A 26,183-nucleotide genomic window follows, 5' to 3' on the forward strand; every position below is an offset into this window, starting at 1 on the left:
CACCTGACACGAAAGATCCTCATGCATACAGCACTCAGCTCGGAATTCGGCCCGATTGCGGTCACCGTCAAGGTGGGCGAACACAAGGTCGGCGCGCGCATCGGCGGCGCCGGCGCGCCGATCATTCTGTTCCATTCGCTGCTGGCCGATAGCTCCAGTTTTGATCCGCTGGCCCGGTTGCTGGCGGCGACCAACCGGGTCGTCGTCCTCGACCTGCCCGGCTTTGGTCACTCGGACCGCGTCGATGGAGGGCTGGAGGCAGTGGCGGACCGGCTGGCAGCGGCAATCCGCGAATTCAATTACACCCAGGCACCGATCTTTCTCGGCAATGGCTATGGTGGTTTTGTGGCGCTGCTGACAGCGATCCGTCATCCCGATCTGGCCGGCAAACTGGTGCTGGCCGATTGCGGCGCCGCGTTTTCGGACGCAGGCCGGGCGGCCTTCAAGGGCATGTCGGCAGGTGCGGCAGCCAACGGGCTGACAGCCATTGCGGATGTGGCAATGCGACGGCTGTTTTCGCTGGATTTCCAGGCCGCCAATCCGGCGCTGGTGGCACAGCGGCGCGAGCGCTTCCTGGCGGTCGATCCCCAGACTTTCCACGATGCCTGCGCCGCCTTGTCGACGCTGGACTTGCGCGCCGATTTGGCCGTGGTGACCGTGCCGACGCTGGTGCTGGTTGGCGAACACGACGAGGCCACGCCGCCGCCGATGTCCGTTGAACTGGCGGCCGGTCTGCCCAATGCGACGCTGACGATCCTGCCCGGCTGCGCGCACGTGCCGCAGTTGCAGCAGCCGGAGCAGTTCATGGCCGCGATCGCTGCTTTTATCGCTCAGTCTTGATGCGGCTCTGATGCAGGCCGGATAAAAGCCTGAACGTTACTGCCCCCACAGCTCGCCGTTGGGGCCGGTGCGCGGCGCGGCTACGCCAAAATGGGTGTAGGCCAGCGGCGTCGCAATCCGGCCGCGCGGCGTGCGCTGCAAATACCCCTGCTGGATCAGGTAGGGTTCCAGCACATCCTCGATGGTCTCGCGCTCTTCGCCGATCGCGGCAGCGAGGTTGTCGAGGCCGACCGGACCACCGCTGAACTTGAACAGCACTGCTTCAAGCAGCTTGCGGTCCATCAAATCAAACCCGACCGGATCGACGTCCAGCATCACCAGCGCGGCATCGGCGGTGGCCTTGGTGATGTCGCCATTGGATTTGACCTCGGCGTAATCGCGCACACGCCGCAGCAGCCGGTTGGCGATACGTGGTGTGCCGCGACTGCGCTTGGCAATTTCGAATGCGCCTTCCGGATCGATCGGGGCATTGAGTAACGAGGCGCTGCGGGTGACGATGCGCGCCAGTTCGGTGGCGCTGTAAAACTCCAGCCGGGCGACGATGCCGAAGCGGTCGCGCAGCGGATTGGTCAGCATGCCGGCGCGGGTAGTGGCGCCGACCAGCGTAAACGGTTGCAAATCCAGCCGCACAGAGCGCGCCGCCGGACCTTCGCCGATCATGATGTCGATCTGGTAATCCTCCAGCGCGGGATACAGGATTTCTTCGACCACCGGTGACAGGCGATGTATCTCGTCGATGAACAGCACGTCGTTAGCTTCGAGGTTGGTCAGCAAGGCGGCCAGGTCGCCGGCGCGTTCCAGCACCGGGCCGGAAGTCTGGCGCAGATTGACACCCATTTCGCGCGCGATGATGTGCGCCAGCGTGGTCTTGCCGAGACCCGGCGGGCCGAACAGCAAGGTGTGGTCGAGCGCCTCGCGACGCTGTTTGGCGGCGGTAATGAAGATGCTGAGCTGGTCGCGGATCTTTTCCTGACCGACGTATTCGTCGAGCTGTTTTGGCCGCAAGGCGCGTTCGATGGCTTCTTCGTTGGGCGACGACGGGGTCGGCGCCGTGATGCGTTGTTCGGTGAAATTATCGGTCTGGATGCTCATGCGCCATTATCCTTTCGAGAGCGCTTTGAGCGCCAGCTTGATGCCGTCTGACACGCCACTGCCGGGCGGCACCTGCTTCATGGCCAGCACGGCTTCCTTGTCGGAATAGCCGAGCGCGACCAGCGCATTAAGGATGTCGGCACTGGCATCCGAGCGCACCACGCCGCCAATGGCCCCGAGGTCGGCGCCAAGTTTGCCTTTCAGTTCGAGCAGCAGGCGCTCGGCGGTTTTCTTGCCCACGCCGGGGACTTTGACCAGACGGCCGGTTTCCTGCAACGTGATCGCCTGCGACAGTTCGGCTACCGACATGCCCGACAGAATCGCCAGCGCCATGCGCGGCCCGACACCCGAAATCTTGATCAACTGGCGGAACACCGTGCGCTCCTCGGCGGTACCGAAACCGAACAGCAAATGCGCGTCTTCCCGCACGATCTGCTGGGTCAGCAAGGTGACTTTTTCGCCCAGTGCAGGCAGGTTGTAAAAGGTACCCATCGAGACGTCGACTTCGTAGCCGACGCCGTGGCAGTCGACCAGTAATTGCGGCGGATTTTTTTCGAGGAGAGTTCCGGAGAGACGACCGATCATGGGGGATTGGGAGATGAGTGGGGATAACGTGATGATACAGGGTGCGGAGGCGCTGATGGACTTGCCGTCACCTGCGGATGGTTTGATTCAACGTTGGGGAAACTGATTTTTGTTACTACAATTTGCCATAGGTACATCGGATTGGGCTGCGAAGCCCAACATGCGTCAAGTTGCTTTCCGGGTCGCCACGGCGCGCGGTCTGCGGTGGCTAAAACGGGTTGCGCTCCGTTGATGCAAGCCGGGTGCGACCCGGCAGCCGGTCACTTCTTTTTGCTTCGCTGTATTGTTGGGCGGCGAAGCCCAACATACATCAAGCTGCCTTCTAGGTCGCCACGGCGTGCGGTCGTCGGTAGCTAAAACGGGTTGCGCTCCGTTGATGCAAACCGGGGGCGGCCCGGCAGCCGGTCACTTCTTTTTGCTTCGCCAAAAAGCAGTAACCAAGAAAAAGGCGACCGCAGACCGCTGCCCTGCGGGTTCCCAAAAACCGGGTACGGCAAGAGGGAAGCCCGCAAACTCGCTACCCTTGCAGGGCGCAGATCCGCTTGCAAGCGGATCCCGTTCCGCAGGCGGATCGCATGCGATCCGAAACCCCTGCTACACCTCATACAGTGCGTGCTTCTGATCCTCTTACCGTACCCGGTTTTTGGCAGCGATCTTTTTATGCGGAATTCAAGGTCAAGACCAAGCCCAGCCTTGGAGATTGAACGATGGCCAGGCTCGCTTTGCGCGAGAAAAATTCCTCGTCGTGATCGACATCGACTTCCAAACCAACGTCAAAATCAACGTAAAAACCAACGTCAAAACTAACGTCAAATCCAACGTCAAAACCAAAACCAAAACCTACAAGGCTTTTACAAGCCATCTTTCTCGCGCAAAGCGAGCCTGGCCATCAATCAATCATCAAGGCTGGGCTTGGTTTTGACGTTGAATTCCGCATAAAAGGCCGCTGCCAAATACCGTGTCCGGGCAGGGGACAAGAGGGTCGCACTGTCTGAGCGTAGCGAGTTTGCGGCCCTCCCCCTGACCGGGCACGGTATTTGGGAACCCGCAGGGCAGCGGTCTAGCGGTCGCCTTTTTCTTGGTTACTTCATTTTGGCGAAGCAAAAAGAAGTGACCGGCTGCCGGGCCGCACCCGGCTTGCCTCCACGGAGCGCAACCGGTTTTAGCTACCGCAGACCGCAGCCCGCAACCCCCGCGTCGCCGCGACCCGCAAAGCAACCTGACGCATGTTGGGCTTCGCAGCCCAACCTACGACCCAAAGCCGCACTCCAACGGATGTAACCGTTGCACTTCGCAGAACCGGCCTGCGAAGCGGTTGCTATAAGCGAACGTTAGCGCCTTTGGGGTGAACCCTACGGACATACCGACCCATCAGCCCACCAACCGCCCCTTGCGCACCCGCAACCCCTTCTTCGCCAGCCCCGGTGCCAGCGCACCGAGGATCGCCAGCACCTCGTGATTGTGTGCATGGCAGATCGCGACGCCGAGCGCGTCGGCGGCATCTGCGGTCGGCTTGCCCGACAACATCAACAACCGTTGCACCATATCCTGCACCTGTTCCTTTTGCGCCTTGCCCTGCCCGACCACGGCCTGCTTGACTTGCAATGCAGTGTATTCGGCCACCAGCAGATCCGCGCTGACGAGCGCGCAAATTGCCGCACCGCGGGCCTGGCCTAGCAGCAGCGTGGATTGCGGATTGACGTTGACAAACACCTTTTCGATCGCCGAGCAATCGGGTCGATAGGTGGCAACGACTTCACCGACGCCGGCCAGGATGGTTTTCAGCCGTGCCGGCAAGTCGGTGTCGAGGGTCTTGATGGTGCCCGAGGCGATGTAGCTGAGCTTGTTGCCATGCTTCTCGATGACCCCGAAGCCGGTGATGCGCAGCCCCGGGTCGATGCCGAGAATTCTCATGGGCGGGCAATCAATGACGGAAGTGACGCACTCCGGTCATCAGCATGACGACACCGTGTTCGTCGGCCGCGTCGATGACTTCCTGGTCGCGCATCGAGCCACCCGGCTGGATCACGCTGGTGGCACCCGCTTCGACCACGACATCGAGACCATCGCGGAACGGGAAAAAGGCATCCGACGCCACCGCCGAACCGACCAGCGACAAGCCGGCATGTTGCGACTTGATCGCGGCGATGCGGGCCGAATCGACCCGGCTCATCTGGCCTGCGCCAACACCCAGCGTCATGCCGTTGCCACAGAAAACGATGGCATTCGATTTGACGAACTTGGCCACGCGCCAGGCAAACATCAGGTCCTGCAATTGCTGCGGCGTGGGTTGCTGCTTGCTGACGATGCGGATTTCGGCCAGTTCGAGATTGCGTACATCAGGCGATTGCACCAGCAGACCACCGCCTACGCGCTTGAAATCATGCGCATTGCTGCCGGCGCCGTACGGGATTTCGAGCAGGCGCACATTTTGTTTGGCCGCGAAAATCTGTCGGGCCTGGTCGCTGAACGAGGGCGCGATGACGACTTCGACAAACTGTCTGGCCACCGCTTCCGCAGCGTTGCCATCGACCGGATAGTTGAAGGCGATGATGCCGCCGAAAGCGGATGTCGGGTCGGTCTGCAGGGCCTTGCTGTAGGCTTCCAGCGGGCTATTGCCGGTGGCTACGCCGCACGGATTGGCGTGCTTGATGATGACGCAGGCGGTTTCGGTGAAGGTTTTTACGCATTCCCAGGCGGCGTCGGCATCGGCGATGTTGTTGTACGACAGTTCTTTGCCCTGCAACTGGGTGTAGTTCGCCAGCGCGCCCTCGACCGGTTTGGTGTCGCGGTAGAACGCGGCGGCCTGGTGCGGGTTTTCGCCATAGCGCATTTCCTGGACTTTTTCAAAGTGCAGGTTCAGCGTGGCAGGGAATGCACTGCGGGTGGCATGGGCCTTGTCGGTACCGAGCGAGGTGAAGTAGTTGGTGATTGCGCCGTCGTATTGCGCAGTGTGGGCGAAGACTTTCTTGGCCAGGGCGAACTTGGTTTCGTAGCTGACTTCGCCATCCAGTGTTTGCAATTCCGCCAGCACTTGCGCGTAGTCGGCGGGCTCGCAGATCACCACCACATCCTTATGGTTCTTGGCAGCCGACCGCAGCATGGCCGGACCACCGATGTCGATGTTTTCGATCGCGTCTTCGAGCGAGCACTCGGCCCTGGCGACGGTTTGCTGGAACGGATACAGGTTGACCACGACCATGTCGATGGTCGGGATGCCGTGTTGCGCCAGTGCGGACTGATGCTCGGGAAAATCACGGCGCGCCAGGATGCCGCCATGCACCTTCGGATGCAGGGTCTTGACCCGGCCATCCAGCATTTCCGGGAAGCCGGTGTAATCGGCCACTTCGGTCACCTTGAGGCCGTTCTCGGCCAGCAGTTTGGCCGTGCCGCCAGTCGACAGCAGGTTCACGCCCAGCGCAGACAATGCACGCGCAAAGTCGAGAACGCCGGTCTTGTCGGAAACGGAGATGAGGGCTTGTTTGATCATGATGAGGGGGCCGGTAATGTTGAGAAATTCGGTGAAAAATTCAGGGAAAGATTCGGTGAAAAACAGTGCATGGAGATCATCGCGAGGAGATCAGATCCAGATCACCGGTACACCGGTAAAGCGGCGCACCGATGACGTTACAGAAGACTGTGTTGCTGTAATTTTTTACGCAAGGTGTTGCGGTTGATGCCCAGCATGTCGGCTGCCAGCGACTGGTTGCCATCGGCACGCGCCATGACGACTTCGAGGATGGGTTTTTCTACCGTGACGACCACCATCTCGTAGACATTGGAGGGATGCTGTTCGCCCAGGTCCCTGAAATACTTTTCGAGGCTCTTTTTGACGACTTCCTGGATGCTTTCTTTGCTCATTCTGTGCAGTGTGGTTAGGCTGGTTGGTGTTGCTGGTAGCCGTTCACGCGGCCAGCTTTTGCATTTGGGGAACGTATTGTAACCGCTCGCCGAAGCGAATTTGCGATTCGAAGAAATCGTTTACGGCGGCCAGTTGCTGCTCGCAATCGTCCAGCAGATTCATTCTTTGGCGAAATTCTTCGCCACCCGCCAGGTCGCGCACGTACCAGCCGATGTGCTTGCGCGCCGTCCGCACGCCCAGATACGCGCCATAAAACGCGTAATGCGCGCGCAAGTGCTCTTCCATCAGGGCCACCACTTCGCTGACCAGCGGCGCGGCCAGATGCGTGCCGGTTGCCAGGAAGTGGGCGACTTCGCGGAATATCCATGGCCGCCCCTGCGCAGCGCGACCGATCATGATGGCGTCGGCGCCCGTCACGGCCAGCACATGGCGGGCTTTTTCGGGCGAGGTGATGTCGCCATTGGCCACCACCGGGATCGACACAGCCGCCTTGACCGCAGCGATGGTCTGGTATTCGGCGTCGCCGTTGTAGCCATCAGCGCGCGTGCGACCGTGCAGGGTCAGCATGGCGATGCCGGCCGATTGCGCCAGGCGGGCGATGTTCAGTGCATTCTTGTGTTGCCGGTCCCAGCCGGTGCGAAACTTCAGCGTGACCGGCACGTCGACCGCCGCCACCACCGCATCGAGGATCTGACCGACCAGTCGTTCGTCTTGCAACAATGCCGAACCACACCAGCTGTTGCAGACTTTCTTGACCGGGCAGCCCATGTTGATATCAATGACCTGCGCGCCGCGTTCGACATTGAAGCGCGCGCAATCGGCCAGCATGGCCGGGTCGGCGCCGGCGATCTGGACCGCACGCGGTGCCATTTCGCCATCGTGATTGATGCGTCGTGATGTTTTTTCGGTTTGCCACAGGCGCGGATTGGACGCCGCCATTTCGGACACCGCATAACCGGCACCGAGCTGCTTGCAGAGTTGCCGGAACGGACGGTCGGTCACCCCGGCCATCGGGGCGACAAAGACATTATTGGCAAGCTGGTAGGGACCGAGTTTCACGCAGGCAGACAAGGAAAGTGGGTCCGCTATTTTAGCCGGAATTACGCTGTCCATACGCTAGCGGAGCGCGACTTCGCATGGAAAATACAGTAACTAAATTGGCAACGATGTCGCTGCGACGGGCTCGGATCACTGACCTGAATTCGTCATCAAAAAGCACGAACACGCCGGAGCTCGACATGACCTGCGTCATGCATCCACACGTTAAGCGTCACGATCACGTCTGTCCCTGCCCGCCCGTCTCTGTCGTATCGACAGAACAATACTGATTTCTGCCGGCGCCCTTTGCTTGATAGAGGGCCGCGTCGGCGCGCGCACTGAGGGTTTCTGCATCGATGTTGCCGGAACCATTCCATGTAATGCCGATGCTGGTTGTCACCTGTTTTGCCTGTCCGCCAACTTGAAATGGTTCGCGAACCGCGTCGAGAATTTTGTCCGCCAGACGCTGGCACACCTCCGGCGTGGGTACGCCTTCGAGCAGGATGGTGAATTCGTCGCCGGCCAGGCGGGACACCCGATCGGTTTTACGCACCACCATGAGTAACCGACGCGAAAACTCCTGAAGGACATCGTCGCCGGCGGCATGGCCCCACGTGTCATTGATTGTTTTGAAATGGTCGATATCAAGGTACATGAGTGCGATACCGTCGCCGCTACTTTGCGCGCTCCTGACAGCTGCATTCAGGCTGGCTTCATAACTGCGACGGTTCGGCAGGCTCGTCAGGGCATCGGTGTTGGCAATCGAATGCAGGTGCGCCTTTTGCTGATACGTGGCAGTGACATCCGTGCTGAACAGGTAGATGCCGATGACGCTGCCATCACGAATGTGGGGAATGAATGCGGTGTTGACGGTGCGTTCCTGCATGCCGTCGGTCATCGTAAAGTCCGCCTGGACCGCCTGCCCATCGAGGCAGCGTTCCAGATACGGCGCACGTTGCTCATGGAACTCTTCGCCGAAGACCTCTGCCACGGAACGACCCAGCATCGCCGCCGGGTCCTTCTTGAGCCACTGTCGATACAGTGCATTCGCAAAACAATAACGCTGCGCCGTGTCGATGTAGGCGATCAGTACCGGCAGGTTGTCGGTAATGGTTCGTAGCCGTTCTTCACTTTCGCGCTGCTGCAGCTCGCTGTTCTTGCGTGCTGTCACATCCAGAGCGAGGACATAAAAACCCTGCACCTCACCGGCATCGTCACGATCGGGAATGTACGACACCTGGAAGAACCGGGGTTTGCCAGCGATCTGCATTTCTTCTTCAAAGTCCACCCGTTCGCCGACCAGCACCCGCGCAACGAGCGGGGCGAATTTTTCAAATTCTACGGCGGTGTAGATGACACTGAGATGCTGCCCGATCAGATTCTGACCGCTTTTTCCATAAAAACGCAGTGCGGGGGAATTGAGGAACGTAAAGCAGTGGTTACGATCAATATGTGCGATCAGCGCCGGGACATTGTCGGTAATGTCACGCAGACGCTGTTCGTTTCTGGCGAGCTGGCGCTGGAATGCATTGAGTTCTGTAATGTCTTTCATGGCAACAACCGCGCCTAGCGGCTTGCCTGCCGAATTCGCGATACGCCTTCCACTGGCCAGTACGAAACGGCGCGACAGGCCGACCGGTGCAATGACCATGGGCACATTGCGCAGGACTTCTCCCTGCAGCGCCCGCACAAGAGGGATATCCGCCTCGTTCAACAGGGCGACGCCGTCCGACGCGTACAAGCTGTAGTGCTCCGCCCAGTTTCCGCTGCCGAGTGACTCCTGCGATAGGCCGTGAAATTCCCGGGCCGCGCGATTGAACAGGCTCAGGCCACCCTCGGCGGAACAGGCAACCACGCCGACATCGACAGTTTCAAGTATGGCGTCGAGCAGTTCCTGCTTCTGGGCGAGCAGTTCACTCTTTTCTTCGAGGGCACGCTGTGCCTTTTGTTCTTCGGAGATATCGTACAAAAACGCGCCGAAGTACCGTTCGCCGTCAAAATCGAACGCGCTGATCGTCACCCTCACGGTAATTTCGTCACCGCGTTTCGTCAGCGCCGTCAATTCGCGTCGATTGTTGATCCCTTCAGCCGACGCACCATCCAGGAGGCGCTGCAACAAGGTACGGTGGGAGTCGCGAAAACGTACGGGCGTGATCAAGGTTGCCAGATCGATGCCAAGCGCCTCATCGCGCCGCCAGCCAAACGTCTGTTCGGCCGACGGATTCCAGTCAACGATGTGGCCGCGGGTGTCGATACTGACGAACGCCACCAGAGAGGTGTCGATGATCGTCTGTATCCGTTGTTCGCTGGAGCGCAGCGTCGATTCAACTAATTCGCGGCGCTGCATCTCCCTCTTGAGCGTCCTGTTTGATTCCTCGAGAGATCTGGTGCGTTCATTGATCCGTTCTTCCAGCGCTTCGTTGAGCGCGTGGAGCGCATCTTCGGCAGTCTTGCGCGCAGAAATGATCGTTGTTTTATTCAACTCATCCTGTACCAGCAACGCGAAGTCACGCAGCACCTGCTTTTGCAGATCGTCAAGACGACGCGGCACGCTGTCGATAATACACAGCGTACCGACAGCCTGGCCATCGAGAGAAAAAACCGGTTGACCCGCGTAAAAGCGGATGAATGGCGCATCCGTTACCAGCGGATTATCAACAAAGCGCGGGTCGAGTGTGGCATCGTCCACCACAAGCATTTCGCCAGACGCGACGGCATGACTGCAAAATGCGACCGAACGCGGCGTTTCAGACGCATCGAGGCCGACCCGGGACTTGAACCACTGTCGGTCTTCGGCGACCAGCGAAACAAGCGCAGTCGGCACCGACAAGGTGTGCGAAACCAGCCGCGTCAGCCGGTCGAAACGCTCTTCCTGTGGCGTGTCCAGCACTGCCAGCGCATGCAATGCGCAGATGCGGACCTGCTCTGCCACTGCCAATTCATCAACTTTCATAGGCTCCAGTGTGACCAGACATCGGTTGGACATGTTGCCCGCGTAGGAGATGGGTAGGCTATATCCCAAACACCAGACAGGCGATTTCGTTGCCGGGTTGGCATTTTATCAGCAGGAGTTCCCCGCTTGCGCTGCAAGCCTGTACCTTGCCTGAAAATACAGATATGCCCTTGAATACCTGATAATACGTACTTTGTCTAAAATCACATTCACTGACACCAGCCCGCTTGCCGGATAGCGCAGAGTTGCTCCCGCAAGATGTCACATGTCCATCGGCAAACGGCTGGCATGACGGTACGTGATGCAACGTTCAGGCTAGATGAGCTGTCGCTGCGCCGGCTGCATCTGATGGATCGCCTGCTGGATCAAGTCATCGATCCCGAGGGTCTGGCCGGAGTGGTTCGCCACACCGACCTGAACTGTCAGCCGGATCGACCAGCTCTTGACGCTAATGGCCTGGCGCTGCAGATAGCGGGTCAGTTCTTCCGCCAGCCCGCGCGCGCGGGCAGCATCAAAACCGGGAAGCACATACAGGAACTCGACCCCGGTCCAGCGTCCAGCCTGGATCATCGGCGGCATGCGACTGCCGACGACGCCGGCAAACGCGGCAAGAATGGCGTCGGCATCGAACCAGCCATAGACATCATTGAGCTTGTCGAATCCTTCCAGCCGGCACATCAGGATCGATAGCGGATCGCCAGTCTGGCCGGCTTGCTCGATTGCTTTGGTCAGCACGAAGACCGTCTTGCGCCGGTTCATCAGACCGGTCAGGGCATCGGTCTGGGTGCGCTCCATCAGCAATTGCTGGGTGTTGGATTGGCGCCAGATCAGTTCGATGATGTGGCAGAACGCGTGGAACGGCGCGACCCCGAGGCGAGAAAAATAATCCAGGTCTGCGGCATAGAACACCATCAGCCCGCACACGCCACTGCGCTCCGAGCGCAACGGAATGGCCAGTGCGCAATGGGCCGTGCAGCGGTCCATTGCGCCCCGCCATGGCGCAAACAGGGACGGGAAATCCGCTGCAGCATCGACGTTTTCGAGTGCGGCCTGCGAATACGGCAACACGCCATCGAAGCAGGAATCGGGCAGGCTCCAGTCGCTGCAGTCACCGGCGTATTCGCCCTCGATCACCAGTGGCGGCACCGGCCCGCCGGGCGCTTCGCGGATACCGACCCAGATGAAGCGCAGGTTATCGTTGTCATCCAGAATCGTGCGGCACAGCTGTTCGGTATTGGCCTGCAGATTGTTCGATTGCGGCAAGCGGGCCAGCAACCGGTACAGCAGACCGGTCAGTGCAACACGTTCGGTATCGATGCGCTGCTGGCTCGATGCCGAGCGGGCTGTCGCCACCAGTGTCGCCGGGTCGGGACTGGAAAAGAAATTGAATTTCATCGCGCGCAAGCTCGCAAAGATAGCGCGGACGCGCCGCGCTGAGCGTCAAAAGAAACCCACCTCATTGGCGTAGTTCGTCCAGCGTTTCCGACGACAGATGAGCGACATCGCCCCACTGCACCACGTGCAGCGCAGTCCCGTCCCAGACAAACCGGTTCACGCCGGTGTTCATGATGTCAAAGTCGCGCGCCGTGTCCAGACCGAGGCCGCGAGCGGCACGGTACAGACAATCGAGTACGCCGCCGTGCGTGACGATAGCGATTTTTTTGCCGCGGTGCTGTTGCGCCAGCGCGATCACGCTAGACACGGAGCGGGCCGAAAACTCACGCAGGGTTTCGGCCGGATGAGCACCGGGCGGAAAGCGCGCATCGATTTCGCGCGCCATCCAGGCAGCATGTGCGACCGGAAAATGGTCGACGATTTCGTCGTAGCGCAATCCTTCGAATGCGCCGTAGCAACGCTCGCGCAAGCTGGCATCGGTAATGACGGTCAGCTGACGGGGCGTGGCGAGTGTTTGTGCGGTATGCCAGGCGCGTTGCAGGTCACTGGCAATGACGACATCGAGGACGTCATCGCGCAATGCCTGTGCGAGCGCGGCGGCTTGCTGCCGGCCGTGATCGTTGAGTCCGATATCGCGGAAGCCTTGCAGCCGGCGTTCCGCGTTCCAGTCGGTTTCGCCATGGCGAATCAGCAAAATTTCCGTCGTCTGCACTTTATTCCTGCAGCGATGGGTTCAGGGTATACAGGCTCACGATATTGGCCTCGTCGAGGATATGTGATTGCATGGCAGCCAGTACCTGCGCACCAGTGAAATTGCCGTCGACGGGCAAGTGCTCGATATCGAGCGCGTACAGCGTAAAGAAGTAACGGTGGATTTCGCTGTCATTCCACGGCGGGCACGGACCGTCGTAGCCGAAGTAGTCGCCAGCCATGGCCGGGTCATCCGCGAACCAGCCGGTGTAATCGTTCACTCCATGGCGTGCGGTACCGAAGACCGCGTCGGCAATTTCCGGCCCGAGCTTGCCGCGCGAGGTGACGCCGTCACTGAAATGGCCGGCAGGCATCGAATGGATACCGGGTGGTATGTCGATCATGACCCAGTGATAGAAATCGACCCGCGGCAAATCGGGCGGCACGGTGCGACCTTCCTGATTGACATCGTCCGGCACGGACGGCACGTCGGGGTCCACACAGAGCAGCACCAGCGAGCGGGTTTCCGGCGGCAGCTCATTCCAGGCTAGGTGCGGACTACGATTGGCGGACAGGGTCACATGCGTGACCGGATCAATCGTTCCCAGGGCAAACTCGCCCGGAATGTAGCCGCCATCCTTGAAAGAATTACTCCACAATTTCATCGCAGTCTCCTGGTGGGAAGTTCGGAAAACTCATTGCCATAGTGCTAAACAAGCGTGTCCAGTGTAGCCGACTAAGCACCGCTGTCGAGGCGACTATCAGTAGTCATATCGCCAGCCCCGGATGGCCGCACCTGCAGCCAGAACGTCACCGGACCATCGTTGGTCAGCGAGACTTCCATGTGCGCGCCGAAGATGCCGCTGGCCACCAGCGTGTGCAGCTTGCAGGCCTGCGCCAGGAAATGCGCGAATAGAATACGCGCCTCGGCCGGCGCCGCCGCCGGGGTGAATGACGGCCGGGTGCCGGAGCGGGTATCGGCTGCCAGCGTGAACTGCGGCACCAGCAACAAGCCGCCGGCGACATCGGTCACACTGCAATTCATTTTGCCGCTGGCATCGCCGAAAACCCGGTAAGCGCGCAGTTTTGCCAGCAGTGCATCGGCTTCGCGGATGCCGTCACCGCGCTCGGCGCACACCAGCACCAGCAAACCGGCACCGATCGCGCCCACTTCGCATCCATCGACCATGACCGAGGCGCGCGTGACGCGCTGGATCAAACCGATCATCGGTGCGCCCTGCGCAGCATCACGACAAGGTCACGCGGGCGAACTTGCGCTTGCCCACTTGCAGCACAAAAGTACCGGCCTCGATCTTCAGCGCCTTGTCGCTGATCGCCACGCCATCGATGCGCACACCGTTCTGCTCGACCATGCGCAGCGCTTCGGAACTGGAGGCACACAAGTTGGCCTGCTTGAGCAACTGGCCGATTCCGAGCGGCGCACCATCGAGCCGGACGTCAGGAATGTCGTCCGGAATCCCGCCACGGGCGCGATTGTCGAAGTCGGCCAGCGCATCCTGCCCGGCCTGATGCGAATGGAAACGGGTGACGATTTCCTGGGCCAGCGCGACCTTGATGTCGCGCGGATTGCGGCCTGCCTCGACCTCGGAGCGCAGTTGCACCAGCTCGGTCAGCGAACGGGCTGACAGCAATTCGTAATAGCGCCACATCATCGTGTCGGAAATGCTCATGACCTTGGCAAACATGCTGTTGGCCGGCTCGGTGATGCTGATGTAATTGCCTTTCGACTTCGACATCTTTTCGACGCCATCGAGACCTTCGAGCAGCGGCATGGTCAGGATGCATTGTGGCTCCTGGCCCCAGTCTTTTTGCAGTTCGCGACCAACCAGCAGGTTGAACTTCTGGTCCGTGCCACCCAGTTCCAGGTCAGAATGCAACGCCACCGAATCGTAGCCCTGCATCAGCGGATACAGCAATTCATGGACCGAAATCGGCGTACCGGCCTTGAAACGCTTGGTGAAATCCTCGCGCTCCAGAATGCGCGCTACCGTGTACTTGGACGACAACTGGATCATGCCGCGCGCGCCGAGCGGATCGCACCATTCGGAGTTGTAGCGAATCTCGGTGCGTTCGGCGTCGAGCACCAGGCTGGCCTGGGCGAAGTAGGTTTTGGCGTTTTCTTCGATCTGCTCTTTGGTCAGCGGCGGCCGAGTGATGTTGCGACCGGACGGGTCGCCGATCATCGACGTGAAATCGCCGATCAGGAAAATCACGGTGTGGCCAAGGTCCTGCAGCTGGCGCATTTTGTTGAGAACTACCGTGTGGCCCAGGTGCAGATCGGGCGCGGTCGGATCAAGACCCAGCTTGACCCGCAATGGCTTGCCGCTTAATTCGGAGCGCGCCAGCTTTTGTGCGAATTCGGACTCGATCAGCAGCTCGTCGACTCCGCGCAAGGTAATGGCCAGTGCTTCCTGTGCGCGGTCGGACAAGTTGAGCGGTGGTTGCTTATCACTAATAGTTGCAAAAGTCTTAACTGTTTTTGATTTTTGGTCGGAATTCATTGAGCTGGAGCGGTAAATTGAGGAAAAAATCCAAAAGCTGTTTGGTATAATCCACCTTTCTTTCAACCATTGCAGCGACTCACTACAAAAGCAAAAAGAAGAAAGAAGTGAATCGAAACGGCAAATTCTAACTTATTGCATGTTCAATTCAGACAAATTCCAACGCCTACGCACCAGCACCCAGCACTTCATCGGCTCTTCACGCAAGACGCGCCTCATTTCCGCCTCGGCATTATTCCTGGCGGTGTGTGCTTTTGGCGCCGCTGCCGTTGCCCCGCTGGCGCCCGATGCCTCCGATCTGCCGGTTCGATCCATCGCCCATGAACTGGCCTTGCCCAATATCGCCGAGCAAATCGCGGCACTCGAACAATCCACGCCACTATATATCCACGAAGAAAAAATCCGCTCCGGTGATACGCTTGCGGTCGTGTTACGACGCCTCGGCGTGGACGACGATGCGGCTGAAGCCTTCATCAAATCCGATCCGGTTGCGCGCAGTGTGCTGCAACTGAAACCCGGCAAGCGTCTGCAGGCGCAGACCACCGAAGACGGTGAATTGCAGTGGCTCAGCAGCCTGGTCACTGACAACCGCGATGCCAGCGCGAAGAACATCGTCATCAGCCGCGATGGCGAGCACTTCAAGGCCGTCGAGGCGCCGGCCAAACTGGAGCGCCGGGTCGAGATGCATGCCGGCGCAATCCAGTCGTCGCTGTTTGCGGCCACCGATCTGGCCCAGATTCCGGATAGTATCGCCAAACAAATCGTCGACATGTTTGCTACCGACATCGATTTTGCCTCCGACCTGCAACGCGGCGACCGCTTCGACATCGTCTATGAAACCTTCTGGCAGAACGGCGAGTATGTCCGCGCCGGCCGTATTCTTGCCGGTGAATTCCAGAACGGCACGCGCAACTTCAAGTCGGTCTGGTTCGACGAATTCGCGCCGCGACTCGGTGGCGGCTATTACAGTTTTGAAGGCAAATCGCTGAAGAAGGCATTCCTGAAATCCCCGCTGGAATTTTCTCGCGTGTCCTCGGTGTTTTCGATGCGCCTGCATCCGATTTCGGGACAGTGGAAGCAGCACAAAGGTGTCGACTTCGCTGCCGCCATCGGTACACCGATCCGGGCCGCTGCGGATGGCGAGGTGGATTTTGTCGGTGGCCAGAATGGCTATGGCAACGTTGTCGTGCTCAAGCATTGGTCCAACATCACGACGGCCTATGCCCACATGAGCCGCTTTGCTGCCGGCATGCGCAAGGGATCGCGGGTCAGCCAGGGCGACGTGATCGGCTATGTCGGCATGACCGGCTGGTCCACCGGGCCGCACCTGCATTACGAATTCCGTGTCGCCAACAACCCGCGCGATCCGATGTCGGTCGACATTCCCAATGTGCAAGCGCTGGTGGGTGTCGAACTGCAACGCTTTCGCAATGTTGCTGGTGACATGACCCATCGCTTCGCGCTGCTGCGCCAGGGTGAAAAAAGCGTGAAACTGGCGTCGCGATAAATCACGGCGGGCCAGCTCTTGTTGGTGCTTTTACAGTAATTTTTGCACTACTCCAGACACTTGCCATGTGCGGCACCTGAAAACCGTTCGTGGCTCAGTCCTTTTCGGAATACTGACCAGGTAACGGTTTTTTTATGACTTCGCCTCTTCTCCCTTCCCGGTTATATATCGGCTTGATGTCCGGCACCAGCCTCGATGGTGTCGATGGCGTCCTCGCGACCATCGACGATGGCGATGATGCCTGCAAGGTGCAGGTACTGGCAGCCGCCCATATCGACTTTGCGGCGGACCTGCGTACCGCGCTGATGGCGCTGCAGACTACCGGTCAGAACGAGATCCACCACGAAGCGATGGCAGCGAACCAGCTCGCCCGTTGCTATGCCGACTGCGTTGCTCGCCTGCTTGAGAGCAGCCAGACCTTGCCGGCACAGGTAGTCGCGATCGGTGCCCATGGCCAGACCATCCGGCATCGACCAGAACTGGGTTATACACGCCAGATCAACAACGGCGCGTTGCTGGCCGAGCTGACGGGCATCGATGTGATCGCCGATTTCCGGAGTCGGGATATGGCAGCCGGTGGCCAGGGTGCGCCGCTGGTGCCGGCGTTTCATCATCGCGTCTTTGCCGACAGCGACCATCAGCGCGTGATCGCCAATATTGGCGGCATCAGCAATATCAGTGTGCTGGCGCCAGTCCGGACTCCGTCCGGCTATACCACTGGATACGATACCGGGCCCGGCAACATGCTGCTGGACCTCTGGATCCACCGACATCGCGGATTGCCCTACGACGAATCCGGGAACTGGGCAGCCACCGGACAGGTACATGCCGCGCTGCTGGACGCGCTGCGCGACGACGCATTTTTCCAGCTGGCGCCACCAAAAAGTACTGGCCGCGACCTGTTCAATGCCGGCTGGCTGGACCAAAAGCTGACGCGCTACGGGGCGCTGGCGCCAGCAGACGTACAAGCCACGCTGACCGAGCTGACCGCAACCACGCTGGCTGATGCCATCCTGTTGTCGGCACCCAAGGCGCAGACCGTCTTCGTCTGCGGTGGCGGCGCGTTCAATACCTTGTTGATGTCGCGCATCGGAGCCGCGCTTGCCGTCGGCGGATGCGATGCGAGGGTGCAGTCGACCAACGCGTTAGGAATACCACCGGATCAGGTGGAGGCGCTGGCGTTTGCGTGGCTGGCGATGCGTTTCACGGCACGCAAAGCGGGTAATTTGTCGTCAGTGACCGGGGCTTCCGGTGCCCGCATTCTTGGCGCACTATATCCCGCATGAAACACCAGCAGACATAAAAAAAGCGCAGATTACTCCGCGCTTTCACAGAACTGTCGTTACTGCCGCGTCAAGCGGAGAACGATGAACCGCATCCGCATGTTGTGGTTGCGTTCGGATTCTTGATCACGAACTGGGCACCCTCAAGATCATCCTTGTAGTCGATTTCGGCACCGACGAGGTATTGGTAACTCATCGAATCGATCAGCAACTGGACGCCGTTCTTGGTCATCGTCGTATCGTCTTCATTCGTAATCTCGTCGAATGTGAAGCCATACTGGAAACCTGAACAGCCGCCACCCTGGACGAACACGCGCAACTTCAGATCGGGATTGCCTTCTTCTTCGATCAACTGCGCCACTTTCATGGAAGCGCTGTCGCTGAACAGGATTGGTGCTGGCATTTCGGTAACTGCATTCATTTCAGACTCCCACTGGACTAATATGTTTCATTATAGACGCGCAACCCGAATCATGCGGCGGAGGACGTCAACTTCGGCTGCGCCAGTTTCAACTGTGGCTCGACAGCCATATCGTGCGTGAGCTTGCCGGAGACCACTGCTCCGCCATGCATCTCGAGTGCTTTGTAATAGACATCACCGGTTATGCGGGCTTTCGGCTGAAGTTCAAGAAGCTCGGCTGAAAATACCTGGCCACGGATTTCGCCGTTGACGACCAGATGGGCGACACGGACATCTCCCTCGATTTTTGCCTGCTCCGAAATGACCAGCATGCTCCCGTCGGCAGAATCGGCCACCACGTTGCCCTTGACGTGACCGTCAATGCGCAAGCCACCTTTGAAATGGACATCGCCGACTATCGATGTCGAGAGACCGATCAGGCTATCGATCGTGCTTTTCGATTTACGAGTAAACATCAGATTTCCCTTACAAATTTGCCGACAACTGGGTGCGCACCTGACCTCTTTCGAGCACCCGTGCCTGTACCGCTTTTGCCGATACGCCATCGGGAATGGTCAACACTCCTTCCACACGCTGATAGTGCCGAAAAGCCAGCGCGAACTTGTCTGCATCGGCAGCATTCGCCGAGGGAAAAAGTATGACGCTACTCCTCCCCGCTTGCAATGCCGTAACGGCAAGTTGCAGGCTACCCGAGAAATCCATTTTGCCACGCGCACCCTGCATCACCAGCAAGCGATAGCGCAATTGGTTGGGCCCGGTCATCTCGACTTGCAGACGGCGGATCGAAACCGTCGGACTGCCGGTGCCGGCTGGCAGCAGGCCTTCAAAAAAAGCCAGGTCTTCCTTGAGTTTGCTGTTTTCTGCTTCCAGCGTCTTGACCTGAGCCGATAGCTGTTTTTGCACGCTGCGTTCGATCACGAGTCGACTGTCGGCCGAATTGACCGTACTGGCAGCGCGATCGCGCTCGGCCGACAGCTTGTCGAGCTGCTGTTGGTAGGCCGCGATATCGGGACTGGCAGTCCGTTTTACCCCCGTAAACTGCCGACCCAGATCATACATCCACAGCGCCGCCGCACCGCCAATGGCGACGGCACAAATAATACCTGCCAGTTTCACCGGCCACGGAAAATGGCTTTTGACGGTCATCCGTGGTGCCGAAATCGACATCCGCCGCAACCATAGCCTGAGCTTCACTCTGACTCCGGGTGACGCACCCGCGGCACCATCAAGGCATGACCGGCACGTGCATCAGGCCCAGGCTCTCATCGAGTCCGAACATGATGTTCATGCATTGCACGCCTTGTCCTGCAGCACCTTTGACCAGATTGTCTTCCACCACCAGGATCACCAGTAAATTGCCGTTACCCGGGCGGTGCACCGCGATGCGCAACATGTTTGATGCGCGTACAGAGCGTGTTTCCGGGTGACTGCCGGCAGGCATGACATCAACAAAGCGCTCACCTGCAAAATGCTGCTCGTATAACGCCTGGAAGTCGGTGTTGCTGGCCTCCGGCAAGATTTGCGCGTACAGCGTCGAATGAATTCCGCGGATCATCGGCACCAGGTGCGGCACGAACGTCAGGCCGACCGGACGTCCGGAAATCGCTTGCAGTCCCTGCACTGTTTCTGGCAAATGACGGTGTCCCTTGACGCCGTACGCCTTGAAATTGTCGCTCGCTTCAGCCATCAGCGAACCTACTTCGGCCTTGCGCCCTGCGCCGGACACGCCGGATTTGCAATCGGCAATCAGGCTCGCCTCGTTGACCAGTGGCGTTGCGCCAGCCAGCAGCGGCGCGTAACCGAGCTGCATCGATGTCGGATAGCATCCCGGCAAACCAATCAGCCGAGCCTTGGCAATCGCCGCACGATTGACTTCCGGCAGACCGTAGACGGCTTCGGCCAGCAGCGACGGGCAGGCATGCGGCATGCCATACCATTGCTCGAACACGGCCGTATCCTGCAACCGGAAGTCGGCGGCGAGGTCGATGACCTTGATGCCTGCGTCGAGCAATGCGGGCGCCTGAGCCATTGCCACACCGTGCGGCGTGGCAAAGAACACGACATCGCATTCGTTCAAGCGGGCTTTTTCGGGCGCCGAAAAGGACAGCGCAACGCGCCCGCGCAGCGACGGGTACATGTCCGCAACGGGCAAGCCATCTTCCTTGCGCGACGTAATGGCCGTCAATTCGACCTCGGGATGCGTCGCCAGCAAACGAAGCAGTTCTACGCCGGTATAACCGGTACCGCCAACGATTCCAACCTTGATCATGGATACCCTCTGCAAAAACGTTTGATGTTTATTTTAACAGCACGAGGCAAGCGCACCCTACGAATGCGGGCCTCAATGGACGGAACAGAAATGCGTTCCGCCATGAAAAAAGCCGCCGGAATAATCCGGCGGCTTTTGGCAATACTGAAGACGCGATTAACGCTTCGAGAACTGCTTTGCGCGACGTGCTTTGCGCAGGCCGACTTTTTTACGCTCGACTTCACGTGCATCACGAGTAACGAAACCAGCCTTGGCCAGTTCTGGCTTCAGGGTTGCATCATAGTCGATCAGGGCACGAGTGATACCGTGGCGAACTGCACCAGCCTGGCCGGACTCGCCGCCGCCGTTGACGTTGATCATGATGTCAAAGGTGGTGACGTTGTTGGTCAGTTCCAGTGGCTGGCGAATCACCATCAGGCCGGTTTCGCGCGAAAAATACTCATTCGCTGGCTTGCCGTTGACGACGATTTGACCGCTGCCGGTTTTAATGAAGACGCGAGCGACTGCACTCTTGCGACGGCCGGTCCCGTAGTTGTAGATACCGATCATGTCAGTTCCTTAGAGTTCAAGTACTTTGGGTTGCTGCGCGGTATGCGGATGTGTTGCCTCTGCATAAACCTTGAGCTTCGTGATCATCGCGTAACCAAGCGGACCTTTAGGCAACATGCCCTTGACCGCTTTTTCAAGCGCGCGACCTGGAAAACGCTGTTGCATCTTCAGGAAGTTGGTTTCGTAAATACCGCCTGGATAACCACTGTGGCGATAGTACGTACGATCAGTAGCTTTGCTACCGGTAACACGCAACTTGCCTGCATTGATGACGATAATGAAATCACCCGTATCTACGTGCGGGGTGAATTCAGGCTTATGTTTGCCGCGCAATCGGAGTGCCACTTCGCTGGCAACACGTCCGAGGACTTTGTCCGTCGCGTCAATCACAAACCATTCGCGCTTGACCTCGTGGCCTTTAGCGGAAAAAGTTTTCATGATGACTTCCTAACTAGATTGATTCGCTCAAAGGTGGGTGGTTCCACGCGCTGATTTGCGCAGACTCTGCCTTGTTATCTCTTCCTGAGCGTACAGAAGAACGCGAGAGTGTACTCGGCTTCGGGGGATCGGGTCAATTTAAAAGTCCGTGCGCAGAGCACAAGCCCAACACAAGCGCAAAGCCAGTCGTTAAACTTCGTCCACCGCGCAAAAACGCACTCACCAAACCCATGGGGATATCACTGATGGAATGTACCGTACGCTGGACCGGCTTGTCCGGAATGACTTTTCTTGCCGAAACCGGCTCTGGCCATGTGGTCGCCATGGACGGTGCGCCCGACGGCGGTGGCCGCAACCTGGCACCCCGCCCGATGGAAATGGTACTGCTCGGGACCGGCGGTTGCACTGCCTACGACGTCGTTCTGATCCTGCGCAAGAGCGGTCAGGAAATCCGTGATTGCGAGGTCAAGCTGACCTCGGAACGCGCCGAAAAAGATCCGAAGGTATTTACCAAAATTCATTTTCACTTCATCGTCACTGGCGTCGGCATCAAACCGAATCTGGTCGAACGTGCCATCAAACTTTCGCATGAAAAGTATTGTTCTGCCACGATGATGATCGAGAAAACAGCAGAGATCACGCACAGCTTCGAAGTCGTCGAACAATCCTGACCAGAAAGGCACCGGGAGATCTGCCGGACGCTAGATATAGTAGGCGGTGCGTGTCATGACCTTGCTCATCACCCCCATTGCCACCCGGATCGGCGCAGGCACCTGACTCGCACCCATTGCCTGTGCCGCCGCACCATGTGCGATTTCGTCATCGCGCATCTGGGTGACGATGGCGCGGGTGCGGAGATCCGATACCGGCAGAGTATCGAGGTGATGGTCCAGGTGGGCCTCGACCTGGCGCTCGGTTTCGACGACGAATCCTAGGCTGCGGGCGTCTCCTGCGCGCGCTGCGGCCATGCCCAGTAAATAGGCCCCTGCAAACCAGACAGGATTGAGCATGCTGGTATGCGAACCCAGCTGCTCGATTCGCTCGGCGCTCCAGGCAAGGTGATCTTCTTCTTCACGCGCGGCGTGCGCAAATTGCGCGCTCAGCGCTGGACCACGGGCAAACTGTCCCTGCGACTGATACAGCGCCTGGGCACACACTTCGCCGACGTGGTTGATCCGCATCAGGGCAGCGCTATGGCGGCGCTCTTCCTCACTCATGGTCGCCTCTTGGATCGCCAGCGCAGGATTGGCGCGTCCCGCTACCGCGACACCTGCAATGACGCGTAATCCGGCATCGAAACTATTAATCAATCTATCAAAAAGTACACTCATGCTTTTCTCGCCTTGCCAATGAAAAACTTCTCCGTTGCGACTTTGCAACATGTAAAACAAAACATTGCCGCTAAAACCAAATTTCCTTTGCTCTACCCACCAATATTTGTTGAAATGCTTTCCAGCTTCTCTTCACAAGGAAGTGATACGGACTAGCCAGAGGCGGTTCGTTGAGCGCTTGAATTTATAACAATAACGTTTTGCACGACAAACTCTTGGAGATTATCAATGAAAAAATCACTACTCGCACTTGCCGTCCTGAGCGCCATCGCCGGTTCGGCTGCAGCGCAGAGCTCAGTCACCATGTACGGTATCGTCGACGCTGGCGTTGTTCGTGAAAGTGGCAATCCAGCCGGTTCAGTTCTGAAGCTGACGAGTGGCGTTACCGCCGGCTCCCGCGTGGGCTTCCGCGGTGTTGAGGACTTGGGCGGCGGACTGGCTGCTCTGTTCACGCTGGAAACAGGTATTACGGTCGACACAGGCGGCAACGCCCAAGGCGCATCGACAGCAAATCCAGCAGGAACCGTCTTTGCACGCCAGACATTCGTCGGCATCAAGAGCAACAACGGCACGTTGACCATGGGTCGTCAATACAACCCGTACTTCAAAACCGTGGCTGCCGTTGATCCATTCGGCGCGGGTGGCGAAGGCAATTCCGGTAACATCGTTGCGTTCACCGGCTCGAATGGCCGTAGCAACAACAGTATTCAATACGTCTCGCCTTCTTTCAGCGGCTTCAGTGCGGAATTCCTGTACGGTTTTGGCGAACTCGCTGGCAACACCCAGCTGGGTCGCGTCATGAACGGTGCTGTCCAGTTTGCACAAGGTCCATTGATGGTTCGCGCTGCATACCAGCACTCGAATGCAGCAACATCGGCACCAGATGCAACCAAGAACGCGATCATCGCTGCTTCGTACAACTTCGGCGTTGTGAAACTCTCCGGACTGTACGCAACGGTCAAGGGTCCTAGCTTCACGGCAGCTACCCCAGGTTCGATTGCTGTCGGTTTCAACGCCGCTGCCGGCATTCCATTCAACCCATCGTTCAGCCCACCAGCAAGCGCCGACACACACGACTTCCTGATCGGCGCAACGATCCCGTTTGGTTCGAGCAATGTTCAACTGTCCTACATCGATCGCAATGACCGTTCAGCGAAGAATCAGGACACAAAGCAGATGGCCATTGGTTACGAGTACAACATGTCCAAGCGTACCGCTCTGTACACCCAGTTTTCGCGTATCAAGAACGACAACGGTGCAGCGTACACGGTCGGCAATGCTGGCGACATCACCGCCGGTTCGGGTGACAAAGGTTTGGCAGTTGGCGTTCGCCACACATTCTGATAATCAAGTCGCTGCACGACGGGCGACCTGACGTCACTTTGTAAAAAAGCACCTTCGGGTGCTTTTTTTTCGTCATGCATTTCCTCAGAGGCGACGCCGCCGCGCCCGGAACACGGAGGGATCGGCATAGAACGCGGCGTCCTGGTCGGCACTCCAGCCGGGGATTCCCATCAATGGCAGCGGCGTGTAATCCGCATTGCGCAAACCGGATGTCAGTTGCCCCGCAATGATCTGGTCGACATGCGCCATCCGTTCTGACTCGGGCCATGCAAAATACGCCGCATCGACCTGCACCAGCCACGCATGCGCCGTGATGCCTTTGTACGGCGCGACCAGTTTTTCCATCAAGGCATGACCGAACAGAAAGACCTCGCAATCGCGATTGAATCCCTCGCGCCGGTCCACGAAAACCGTGGTCCAGTCATGGGCGCGCAGGGCATCGAACAAGCGGCTGTCACTGGATACCATCAGCGCCGAACTTTCATCGAAAATCGTCAGCGCATCACGCAGCTGACCACGATGCGCTGCTGTCACACCGCCTGATTCGGCGTCCTGCCGCGCAATATCTGCGGCTTGCAAGGCGTTAAGCCTTGCCTTGATCCGCGGAAAAGCCAGCCAGACCTGGGCGTTGAAAAAATCATGCAGATTTTCGCGCGTCGGTACGCGCCCGGTAGCACCGATGTAGGCTTCATAACCGAGTCCGGCCGGCAGCTCGGATTGGCGAACAAAGCAGATCGGCTGGTCCCGGTGATTGCGCATCCCGGCCTGCCGGGCATGCTCATTGATCCGCGCGCGCCAGTCGCATTGCGCGTCACACAACGGCTCGCCGCGCCCGCGCAATGGCGCCAGCCACGGCTGACGCCAGTCGATGCACAACCTGAAATCCGGCGGCACGCCATCGCTTGTCACTCCAGCTTCCAGGGCAGCGTTTCACCGGCGTTCAATGGCACCACGGTCGTATCTGCAACGGCTAATTCGGCAGGGACCGTCCAGCTTGAGCGACGCAGCGTGATCGTGCCGGTATTGCGCGGCAACTGGTAAAAAGTCGGTCCGCTGATACTGGCAAATTGTTCCAGCTGGCCCAGCGCCCCGACCGTATCAAAGGCTTGGGCGTACAACTCCATCGCATGCAGCGCGGTGTAGCAACCGGCACAACCACAGGCATGTTCTTTCAGCCCCTTCGGATGGGGCGCGGAATCGGTCCCCAGGAAAAACTGTGGGCTCCCCGAAGTCGCTGCCTTGAGCAAGGCCAGTCGATGCTGCTCGCGCTTCAGTACCGGCAGGCAGTAATAATGCGGACGTATCCCGCCCTTGAAAATTTCGTTGCGGTTGTAGAGCAAGTGATGCGCCGTGATGGTCGCGGCGATGGGACCACCCGACTGCGTGACATACGCGGCGGCTTCGCTGGTGGTGATGTGCTCGAAGACGATTTTCAACGCCGGCATATCCCGCCGCAACGGGATCAGGACGCTCTCGATGAAGACCGCTTCGCGATCAAACAGATCGATCGACGGGTCGGTCACTTCACCGTGCAGCAGCAACGGCATGCCCACTTCCTGCATGGCTTCCAGTGTTTTGGTGCAGTGGTCCAGATCGCTGACACCGGCGTCGGAATTGGTGGTGGCGCCGGCAGGATAGAGTTTGATGCCATGCACGATGCCGCTGTCCTTGGCACGACGAATTTCATCCGGCGCGGTATTGTTGGTCAGGTACAGCGTCATCAGCGGCTCGAACGCGACGCCTTCTGGAATGGCCGCCACGATCCGCTGGCGATAGGCAATCGCCTGACTGGTCAGGGTCACTGGCGGTTTCAGGTTGGGCATCACGATGGCGCGACCGAACTGGCGCGCGGTGTGCGGCAAGACACTGGCCATCATCGCGCCATCGCGCAGGTGCAGGTGCCAGTCATCCGGACGGGTGATGGTGATGTGTTCAGGCGTGGAAGTCGACATGGTCACTCTCTTTCATGGGCGTGGCGCATTTTACCTGCTGGACCCGGCACGGCAGGTATCAGGCAGGCGAAAAAAAACCGCCTCCCGGTGCAGCAGAGGCGGTTTTTGCAAC

Annotated in this window: 27 protein-coding genes; 5 read left to right on the top strand and 22 right to left on the bottom strand. The window is 58.9% G+C overall.

Annotated features, from left to right (window positions below; all coding sequences use genetic code 11):
* Nucleotides 1-21 precede the first annotated feature (21 nt).
* On the top strand, nucleotides 22-840 hold the full coding sequence (locus ABD720_RS02655) for an alpha/beta fold hydrolase (protein ID WP_344761666.1): 819 nt from the start codon (nucleotides 22-24) through the stop codon (nucleotides 838-840).
* A gap of 36 nt (nucleotides 841-876) precedes the next feature.
* On the opposite strand, the gene ruvB is transcribed toward ABD720_RS02655, so the two are convergent.
* The 13 genes from ruvB to tyrS all read right to left on the bottom strand — a co-directional run bounded on the left by ruvB (nucleotide 877) and on the right by tyrS (nucleotide 14,977).
* Complete coding sequence (gene ruvB, locus ABD720_RS02660; protein ID WP_344761667.1) at nucleotides 877-1,932, bottom strand: Holliday junction branch migration DNA helicase RuvB; 1,056 nt, start codon at nucleotides 1,930-1,932, stop codon at nucleotides 877-879.
* A 6-nt stretch (nucleotides 1,933-1,938) separates the two neighbouring features.
* Complete coding sequence (gene ruvA, locus ABD720_RS02665) at nucleotides 1,939-2,517, bottom strand: Holliday junction branch migration protein RuvA (protein WP_344761668.1); 579 nt, start codon at nucleotides 2,515-2,517, stop codon at nucleotides 1,939-1,941.
* A gap of 658 nt (nucleotides 2,518-3,175) precedes the next feature.
* Complete coding sequence (locus ABD720_RS02670) at nucleotides 3,176-3,379, bottom strand: hypothetical protein (protein ID WP_344761669.1); 204 nt, start codon at nucleotides 3,377-3,379, stop codon at nucleotides 3,176-3,178.
* Nucleotides 3,380-3,888: 509 nt separating this feature from the next.
* Nucleotides 3,889-4,431 carry a crossover junction endodeoxyribonuclease RuvC gene (ruvC, locus tag ABD720_RS02675; protein WP_344761670.1) on the bottom strand — a complete coding sequence of 181 codons (543 nt, stop codon included), beginning with the start codon at nucleotides 4,429-4,431 and terminating at the stop codon, nucleotides 3,889-3,891.
* A 10-nt stretch (nucleotides 4,432-4,441) separates the two neighbouring features.
* Nucleotides 4,442-6,007, bottom strand: coding sequence for a bifunctional phosphoribosylaminoimidazolecarboxamide formyltransferase/IMP cyclohydrolase (purH, locus tag ABD720_RS02680; RefSeq protein ID WP_344761671.1), 1,566 nt, complete (start codon nucleotides 6,005-6,007; stop codon nucleotides 4,442-4,444).
* Nucleotides 6,008-6,144: 137 nt separating this feature from the next.
* A complete protein-coding gene (locus tag ABD720_RS02685; protein WP_344761672.1) occupies nucleotides 6,145-6,378 on the bottom strand; it encodes a Fis family transcriptional regulator in 234 nt (77 codons plus the stop codon).
* Nucleotides 6,379-6,421: 43 nt separating this feature from the next.
* Nucleotides 6,422-7,438 carry a tRNA dihydrouridine synthase DusB gene (gene dusB / locus ABD720_RS02690; RefSeq protein ID WP_344761673.1) on the bottom strand — a complete coding sequence of 339 codons (1,017 nt, stop codon included), beginning with the start codon at nucleotides 7,436-7,438 and terminating at the stop codon, nucleotides 6,422-6,424.
* A 217-nt stretch (nucleotides 7,439-7,655) separates the two neighbouring features.
* Entirely contained in the window at nucleotides 7,656-10,403 is a 2,748-nt protein-coding gene (locus ABD720_RS02695; protein WP_344761674.1) for a PAS domain S-box protein, read from the bottom strand.
* Nucleotides 10,404-10,685: 282 nt separating this feature from the next.
* Nucleotides 10,686-11,765 carry a GGDEF domain-containing protein gene (locus ABD720_RS02700; protein WP_344761675.1) on the bottom strand — a complete coding sequence of 360 codons (1,080 nt, stop codon included), beginning with the start codon at nucleotides 11,763-11,765 and terminating at the stop codon, nucleotides 10,686-10,688.
* Between the two features lie 61 nt (nucleotides 11,766-11,826).
* The gene (locus tag ABD720_RS02705; protein WP_344761676.1) at nucleotides 11,827-12,477 is read right to left on the bottom strand and encodes a histidine phosphatase family protein; all 651 of its coding nucleotides are present in this window, start codon (nucleotides 12,475-12,477) and stop codon (nucleotides 11,827-11,829) included.
* Nucleotide 12,478: 1 nt separating this feature from the next.
* Nucleotides 12,479-13,120 carry a YbhB/YbcL family Raf kinase inhibitor-like protein gene (locus ABD720_RS02710; protein ID WP_344761677.1) on the bottom strand — a complete coding sequence of 214 codons (642 nt, stop codon included), beginning with the start codon at nucleotides 13,118-13,120 and terminating at the stop codon, nucleotides 12,479-12,481.
* Nucleotides 13,121-13,191: 71 nt separating this feature from the next.
* On the bottom strand, nucleotides 13,192-13,683 hold the full coding sequence (dtd, locus tag ABD720_RS02715; RefSeq protein ID WP_344761678.1) for a D-aminoacyl-tRNA deacylase: 492 nt from the start codon (nucleotides 13,681-13,683) through the stop codon (nucleotides 13,192-13,194).
* A 19-nt stretch (nucleotides 13,684-13,702) separates the two neighbouring features.
* Nucleotides 13,703-14,977: a tyrosine--tRNA ligase gene (tyrS, locus tag ABD720_RS02720; RefSeq protein ID WP_344761679.1), complete on the bottom strand. Its 1,275-nt coding sequence runs from the start codon at nucleotides 14,975-14,977 to the stop codon at nucleotides 13,703-13,705.
* A gap of 139 nt (nucleotides 14,978-15,116) precedes the next feature.
* Here tyrS and ABD720_RS02725 point away from each other — a divergent pair, with 139 nt between their 5' ends.
* Together ABD720_RS02725 and ABD720_RS02730 are read left to right on the top strand one after the other, a co-directional pair.
* Nucleotides 15,117-16,484 carry a peptidoglycan DD-metalloendopeptidase family protein gene (locus ABD720_RS02725; protein ID WP_344761680.1) on the top strand — a complete coding sequence of 456 codons (1,368 nt, stop codon included), beginning with the start codon at nucleotides 15,117-15,119 and terminating at the stop codon, nucleotides 16,482-16,484.
* A 134-nt stretch (nucleotides 16,485-16,618) separates the two neighbouring features.
* Nucleotides 16,619-17,770 carry an anhydro-N-acetylmuramic acid kinase gene (locus tag ABD720_RS02730; RefSeq protein ID WP_344761681.1) on the top strand — a complete coding sequence of 384 codons (1,152 nt, stop codon included), beginning with the start codon at nucleotides 16,619-16,621 and terminating at the stop codon, nucleotides 17,768-17,770.
* A gap of 67 nt (nucleotides 17,771-17,837) precedes the next feature.
* Here ABD720_RS02730 and erpA read toward each other — a convergent pair whose 3' ends face one another.
* From erpA to rplM, 6 genes are all read right to left on the bottom strand, one after another.
* The gene (gene erpA / locus ABD720_RS02735) at nucleotides 17,838-18,188 is read right to left on the bottom strand and encodes an iron-sulfur cluster insertion protein ErpA (protein WP_344761682.1); all 351 of its coding nucleotides are present in this window, start codon (nucleotides 18,186-18,188) and stop codon (nucleotides 17,838-17,840) included.
* Nucleotides 18,189-18,238: 50 nt separating this feature from the next.
* A complete protein-coding gene (locus tag ABD720_RS02740) occupies nucleotides 18,239-18,643 on the bottom strand; it encodes a bactofilin family protein (RefSeq protein ID WP_344761683.1) in 405 nt (134 codons plus the stop codon).
* Nucleotides 18,644-18,653: 10 nt separating this feature from the next.
* A complete protein-coding gene (locus ABD720_RS02745) occupies nucleotides 18,654-19,334 on the bottom strand; it encodes a DUF6776 family protein (protein ID WP_344761684.1) in 681 nt (226 codons plus the stop codon).
* Between the two features lie 79 nt (nucleotides 19,335-19,413).
* The gene (gene argC / locus ABD720_RS02750) at nucleotides 19,414-20,457 is read right to left on the bottom strand and encodes an N-acetyl-gamma-glutamyl-phosphate reductase (RefSeq protein WP_344761685.1); all 1,044 of its coding nucleotides are present in this window, start codon (nucleotides 20,455-20,457) and stop codon (nucleotides 19,414-19,416) included.
* Between the two features lie 156 nt (nucleotides 20,458-20,613).
* Nucleotides 20,614-21,006 carry a 30S ribosomal protein S9 gene (rpsI, locus tag ABD720_RS02755; protein ID WP_009666889.1) on the bottom strand — a complete coding sequence of 131 codons (393 nt, stop codon included), beginning with the start codon at nucleotides 21,004-21,006 and terminating at the stop codon, nucleotides 20,614-20,616.
* A gap of 9 nt (nucleotides 21,007-21,015) precedes the next feature.
* Nucleotides 21,016-21,444: a 50S ribosomal protein L13 gene (gene rplM, locus ABD720_RS02760; RefSeq protein ID WP_344761686.1), complete on the bottom strand. Its 429-nt coding sequence runs from the start codon at nucleotides 21,442-21,444 to the stop codon at nucleotides 21,016-21,018.
* Between the two features lie 245 nt (nucleotides 21,445-21,689).
* On the opposite strand from rplM, the gene ABD720_RS02765 reads away from it, so the two are divergent.
* A complete protein-coding gene (locus ABD720_RS02765) occupies nucleotides 21,690-22,115 on the top strand; it encodes an OsmC family protein (RefSeq protein ID WP_344761687.1) in 426 nt (141 codons plus the stop codon).
* A gap of 30 nt (nucleotides 22,116-22,145) precedes the next feature.
* Here the strand turns inward: ABD720_RS02765 and coq7 are convergent, their stop codons facing one another.
* Nucleotides 22,146-22,775, bottom strand: a complete 630-nt coding sequence (coq7, locus tag ABD720_RS02770) for a 2-polyprenyl-3-methyl-6-methoxy-1,4-benzoquinone monooxygenase (protein WP_344761688.1) — start codon at nucleotides 22,773-22,775, stop codon at nucleotides 22,146-22,148.
* Between the two features lie 228 nt (nucleotides 22,776-23,003).
* On the opposite strand from coq7, the gene ABD720_RS02775 reads away from it, so the two are divergent.
* The gene (locus tag ABD720_RS02775; protein ID WP_344761689.1) at nucleotides 23,004-24,119 is read left to right on the top strand and encodes a porin; all 1,116 of its coding nucleotides are present in this window, start codon (nucleotides 23,004-23,006) and stop codon (nucleotides 24,117-24,119) included.
* An 84-nt stretch (nucleotides 24,120-24,203) separates the two neighbouring features.
* On the opposite strand, the gene ABD720_RS02780 is transcribed toward ABD720_RS02775, so the two are convergent.
* Both ABD720_RS02780 and pyrC read right to left on the bottom strand, forming a co-directional pair.
* The gene (locus ABD720_RS02780) at nucleotides 24,204-25,028 is read right to left on the bottom strand and encodes a DUF3025 domain-containing protein (RefSeq protein ID WP_344761690.1); all 825 of its coding nucleotides are present in this window, start codon (nucleotides 25,026-25,028) and stop codon (nucleotides 24,204-24,206) included.
* On the bottom strand, nucleotides 25,025-26,071 hold the full coding sequence (pyrC, locus tag ABD720_RS02785; protein ID WP_344761691.1) for a dihydroorotase: 1,047 nt from the start codon (nucleotides 26,069-26,071) through the stop codon (nucleotides 25,025-25,027). Before pyrC ends, ABD720_RS02780 begins: the two co-directional genes overlap by 4 nt.
* Nucleotides 26,072-26,183: the final 112 nt, after the last annotated feature.

Origin of the sequence: Actimicrobium antarcticum, from assembly GCF_039536745.1 — a bacterium.
GTDB classification, from domain to species: domain Bacteria; phylum Pseudomonadota; class Gammaproteobacteria; order Burkholderiales; family Burkholderiaceae_D; genus Actimicrobium; species Actimicrobium antarcticum.

What these genes read in the sequence shown, in the direction of transcription:
- ABD720_RS02765 (WP_344761687.1), top strand. Translation starts at nt 21,690, where the DNA reads ATGGAATGTACCGTACGCTGGACCGGCTTGTCCGGAATGACTTTTCTT.
- ABD720_RS02695 (WP_344761674.1), bottom strand. Translation starts at nt 10,403, where the DNA reads ATGTCCAACCGATGTCTGGTCACACTGGAGCCTATGAAAGTTGATGAA.
- ABD720_RS02775 (WP_344761689.1), top strand. Translation starts at nt 23,004, where the DNA reads ATGAAAAAATCACTACTCGCACTTGCCGTCCTGAGCGCCATCGCCGGT.
- rplM (WP_344761686.1), bottom strand. Translation starts at nt 21,444, where the DNA reads ATGAAAACTTTTTCCGCTAAAGGCCACGAGGTCAAGCGCGAATGGTTT.
- ABD720_RS02700 (WP_344761675.1), bottom strand. Translation starts at nt 11,765, where the DNA reads ATGAAATTCAATTTCTTTTCCAGTCCCGACCCGGCGACACTGGTGGCG.
- ABD720_RS02725 (WP_344761680.1), top strand. Translation starts at nt 15,117, where the DNA reads ATGTTCAATTCAGACAAATTCCAACGCCTACGCACCAGCACCCAGCAC.
- ABD720_RS02670 (WP_344761669.1), bottom strand. Translation starts at nt 3,379, where the DNA reads ATGGCTTGTAAAAGCCTTGTAGGTTTTGGTTTTGGTTTTGACGTTGGA.
- ruvC (WP_344761670.1), bottom strand. Translation starts at nt 4,431, where the DNA reads ATGAGAATTCTCGGCATCGACCCGGGGCTGCGCATCACCGGCTTCGGG.
- pyrC (WP_344761691.1), bottom strand. Translation starts at nt 26,071, where the DNA reads ATGTCGACTTCCACGCCTGAACACATCACCATCACCCGTCCGGATGAC.
- ABD720_RS02730 (WP_344761681.1), top strand. Translation starts at nt 16,619, where the DNA reads ATGACTTCGCCTCTTCTCCCTTCCCGGTTATATATCGGCTTGATGTCC.
- tyrS (WP_344761679.1), bottom strand. Translation starts at nt 14,977, where the DNA reads ATGAATTCCGACCAAAAATCAAAAACAGTTAAGACTTTTGCAACTATT.
- rpsI (WP_009666889.1), bottom strand. Translation starts at nt 21,006, where the DNA reads ATGATCGGTATCTACAACTACGGGACCGGCCGTCGCAAGAGTGCAGTC.
- ruvA (WP_344761668.1), bottom strand. Translation starts at nt 2,517, where the DNA reads ATGATCGGTCGTCTCTCCGGAACTCTCCTCGAAAAAAATCCGCCGCAA.
- ABD720_RS02685 (WP_344761672.1), bottom strand. Translation starts at nt 6,378, where the DNA reads ATGAGCAAAGAAAGCATCCAGGAAGTCGTCAAAAAGAGCCTCGAAAAG.
- argC (WP_344761685.1), bottom strand. Translation starts at nt 20,457, where the DNA reads ATGATCAAGGTTGGAATCGTTGGCGGTACCGGTTATACCGGCGTAGAA.
- purH (WP_344761671.1), bottom strand. Translation starts at nt 6,007, where the DNA reads ATGATCAAACAAGCCCTCATCTCCGTTTCCGACAAGACCGGCGTTCTC.
- ruvB (WP_344761667.1), bottom strand. Translation starts at nt 1,932, where the DNA reads ATGAGCATCCAGACCGATAATTTCACCGAACAACGCATCACGGCGCCG.
- ABD720_RS02740 (WP_344761683.1), bottom strand. Translation starts at nt 18,643, where the DNA reads ATGTTTACTCGTAAATCGAAAAGCACGATCGATAGCCTGATCGGTCTC.
- erpA (WP_344761682.1), bottom strand. Translation starts at nt 18,188, where the DNA reads ATGAATGCAGTTACCGAAATGCCAGCACCAATCCTGTTCAGCGACAGC.
- dtd (WP_344761678.1), bottom strand. Translation starts at nt 13,683, where the DNA reads ATGATCGGTTTGATCCAGCGCGTCACGCGCGCCTCGGTCATGGTCGAT.
- ABD720_RS02710 (WP_344761677.1), bottom strand. Translation starts at nt 13,120, where the DNA reads ATGAAATTGTGGAGTAATTCTTTCAAGGATGGCGGCTACATTCCGGGC.
- coq7 (WP_344761688.1), bottom strand. Translation starts at nt 22,775, where the DNA reads ATGAGTGTACTTTTTGATAGATTGATTAATAGTTTCGATGCCGGATTA.
- ABD720_RS02745 (WP_344761684.1), bottom strand. Translation starts at nt 19,334, where the DNA reads ATGACCGTCAAAAGCCATTTTCCGTGGCCGGTGAAACTGGCAGGTATT.
- ABD720_RS02655 (WP_344761666.1), top strand. Translation starts at nt 22, where the DNA reads ATGCATACAGCACTCAGCTCGGAATTCGGCCCGATTGCGGTCACCGTC.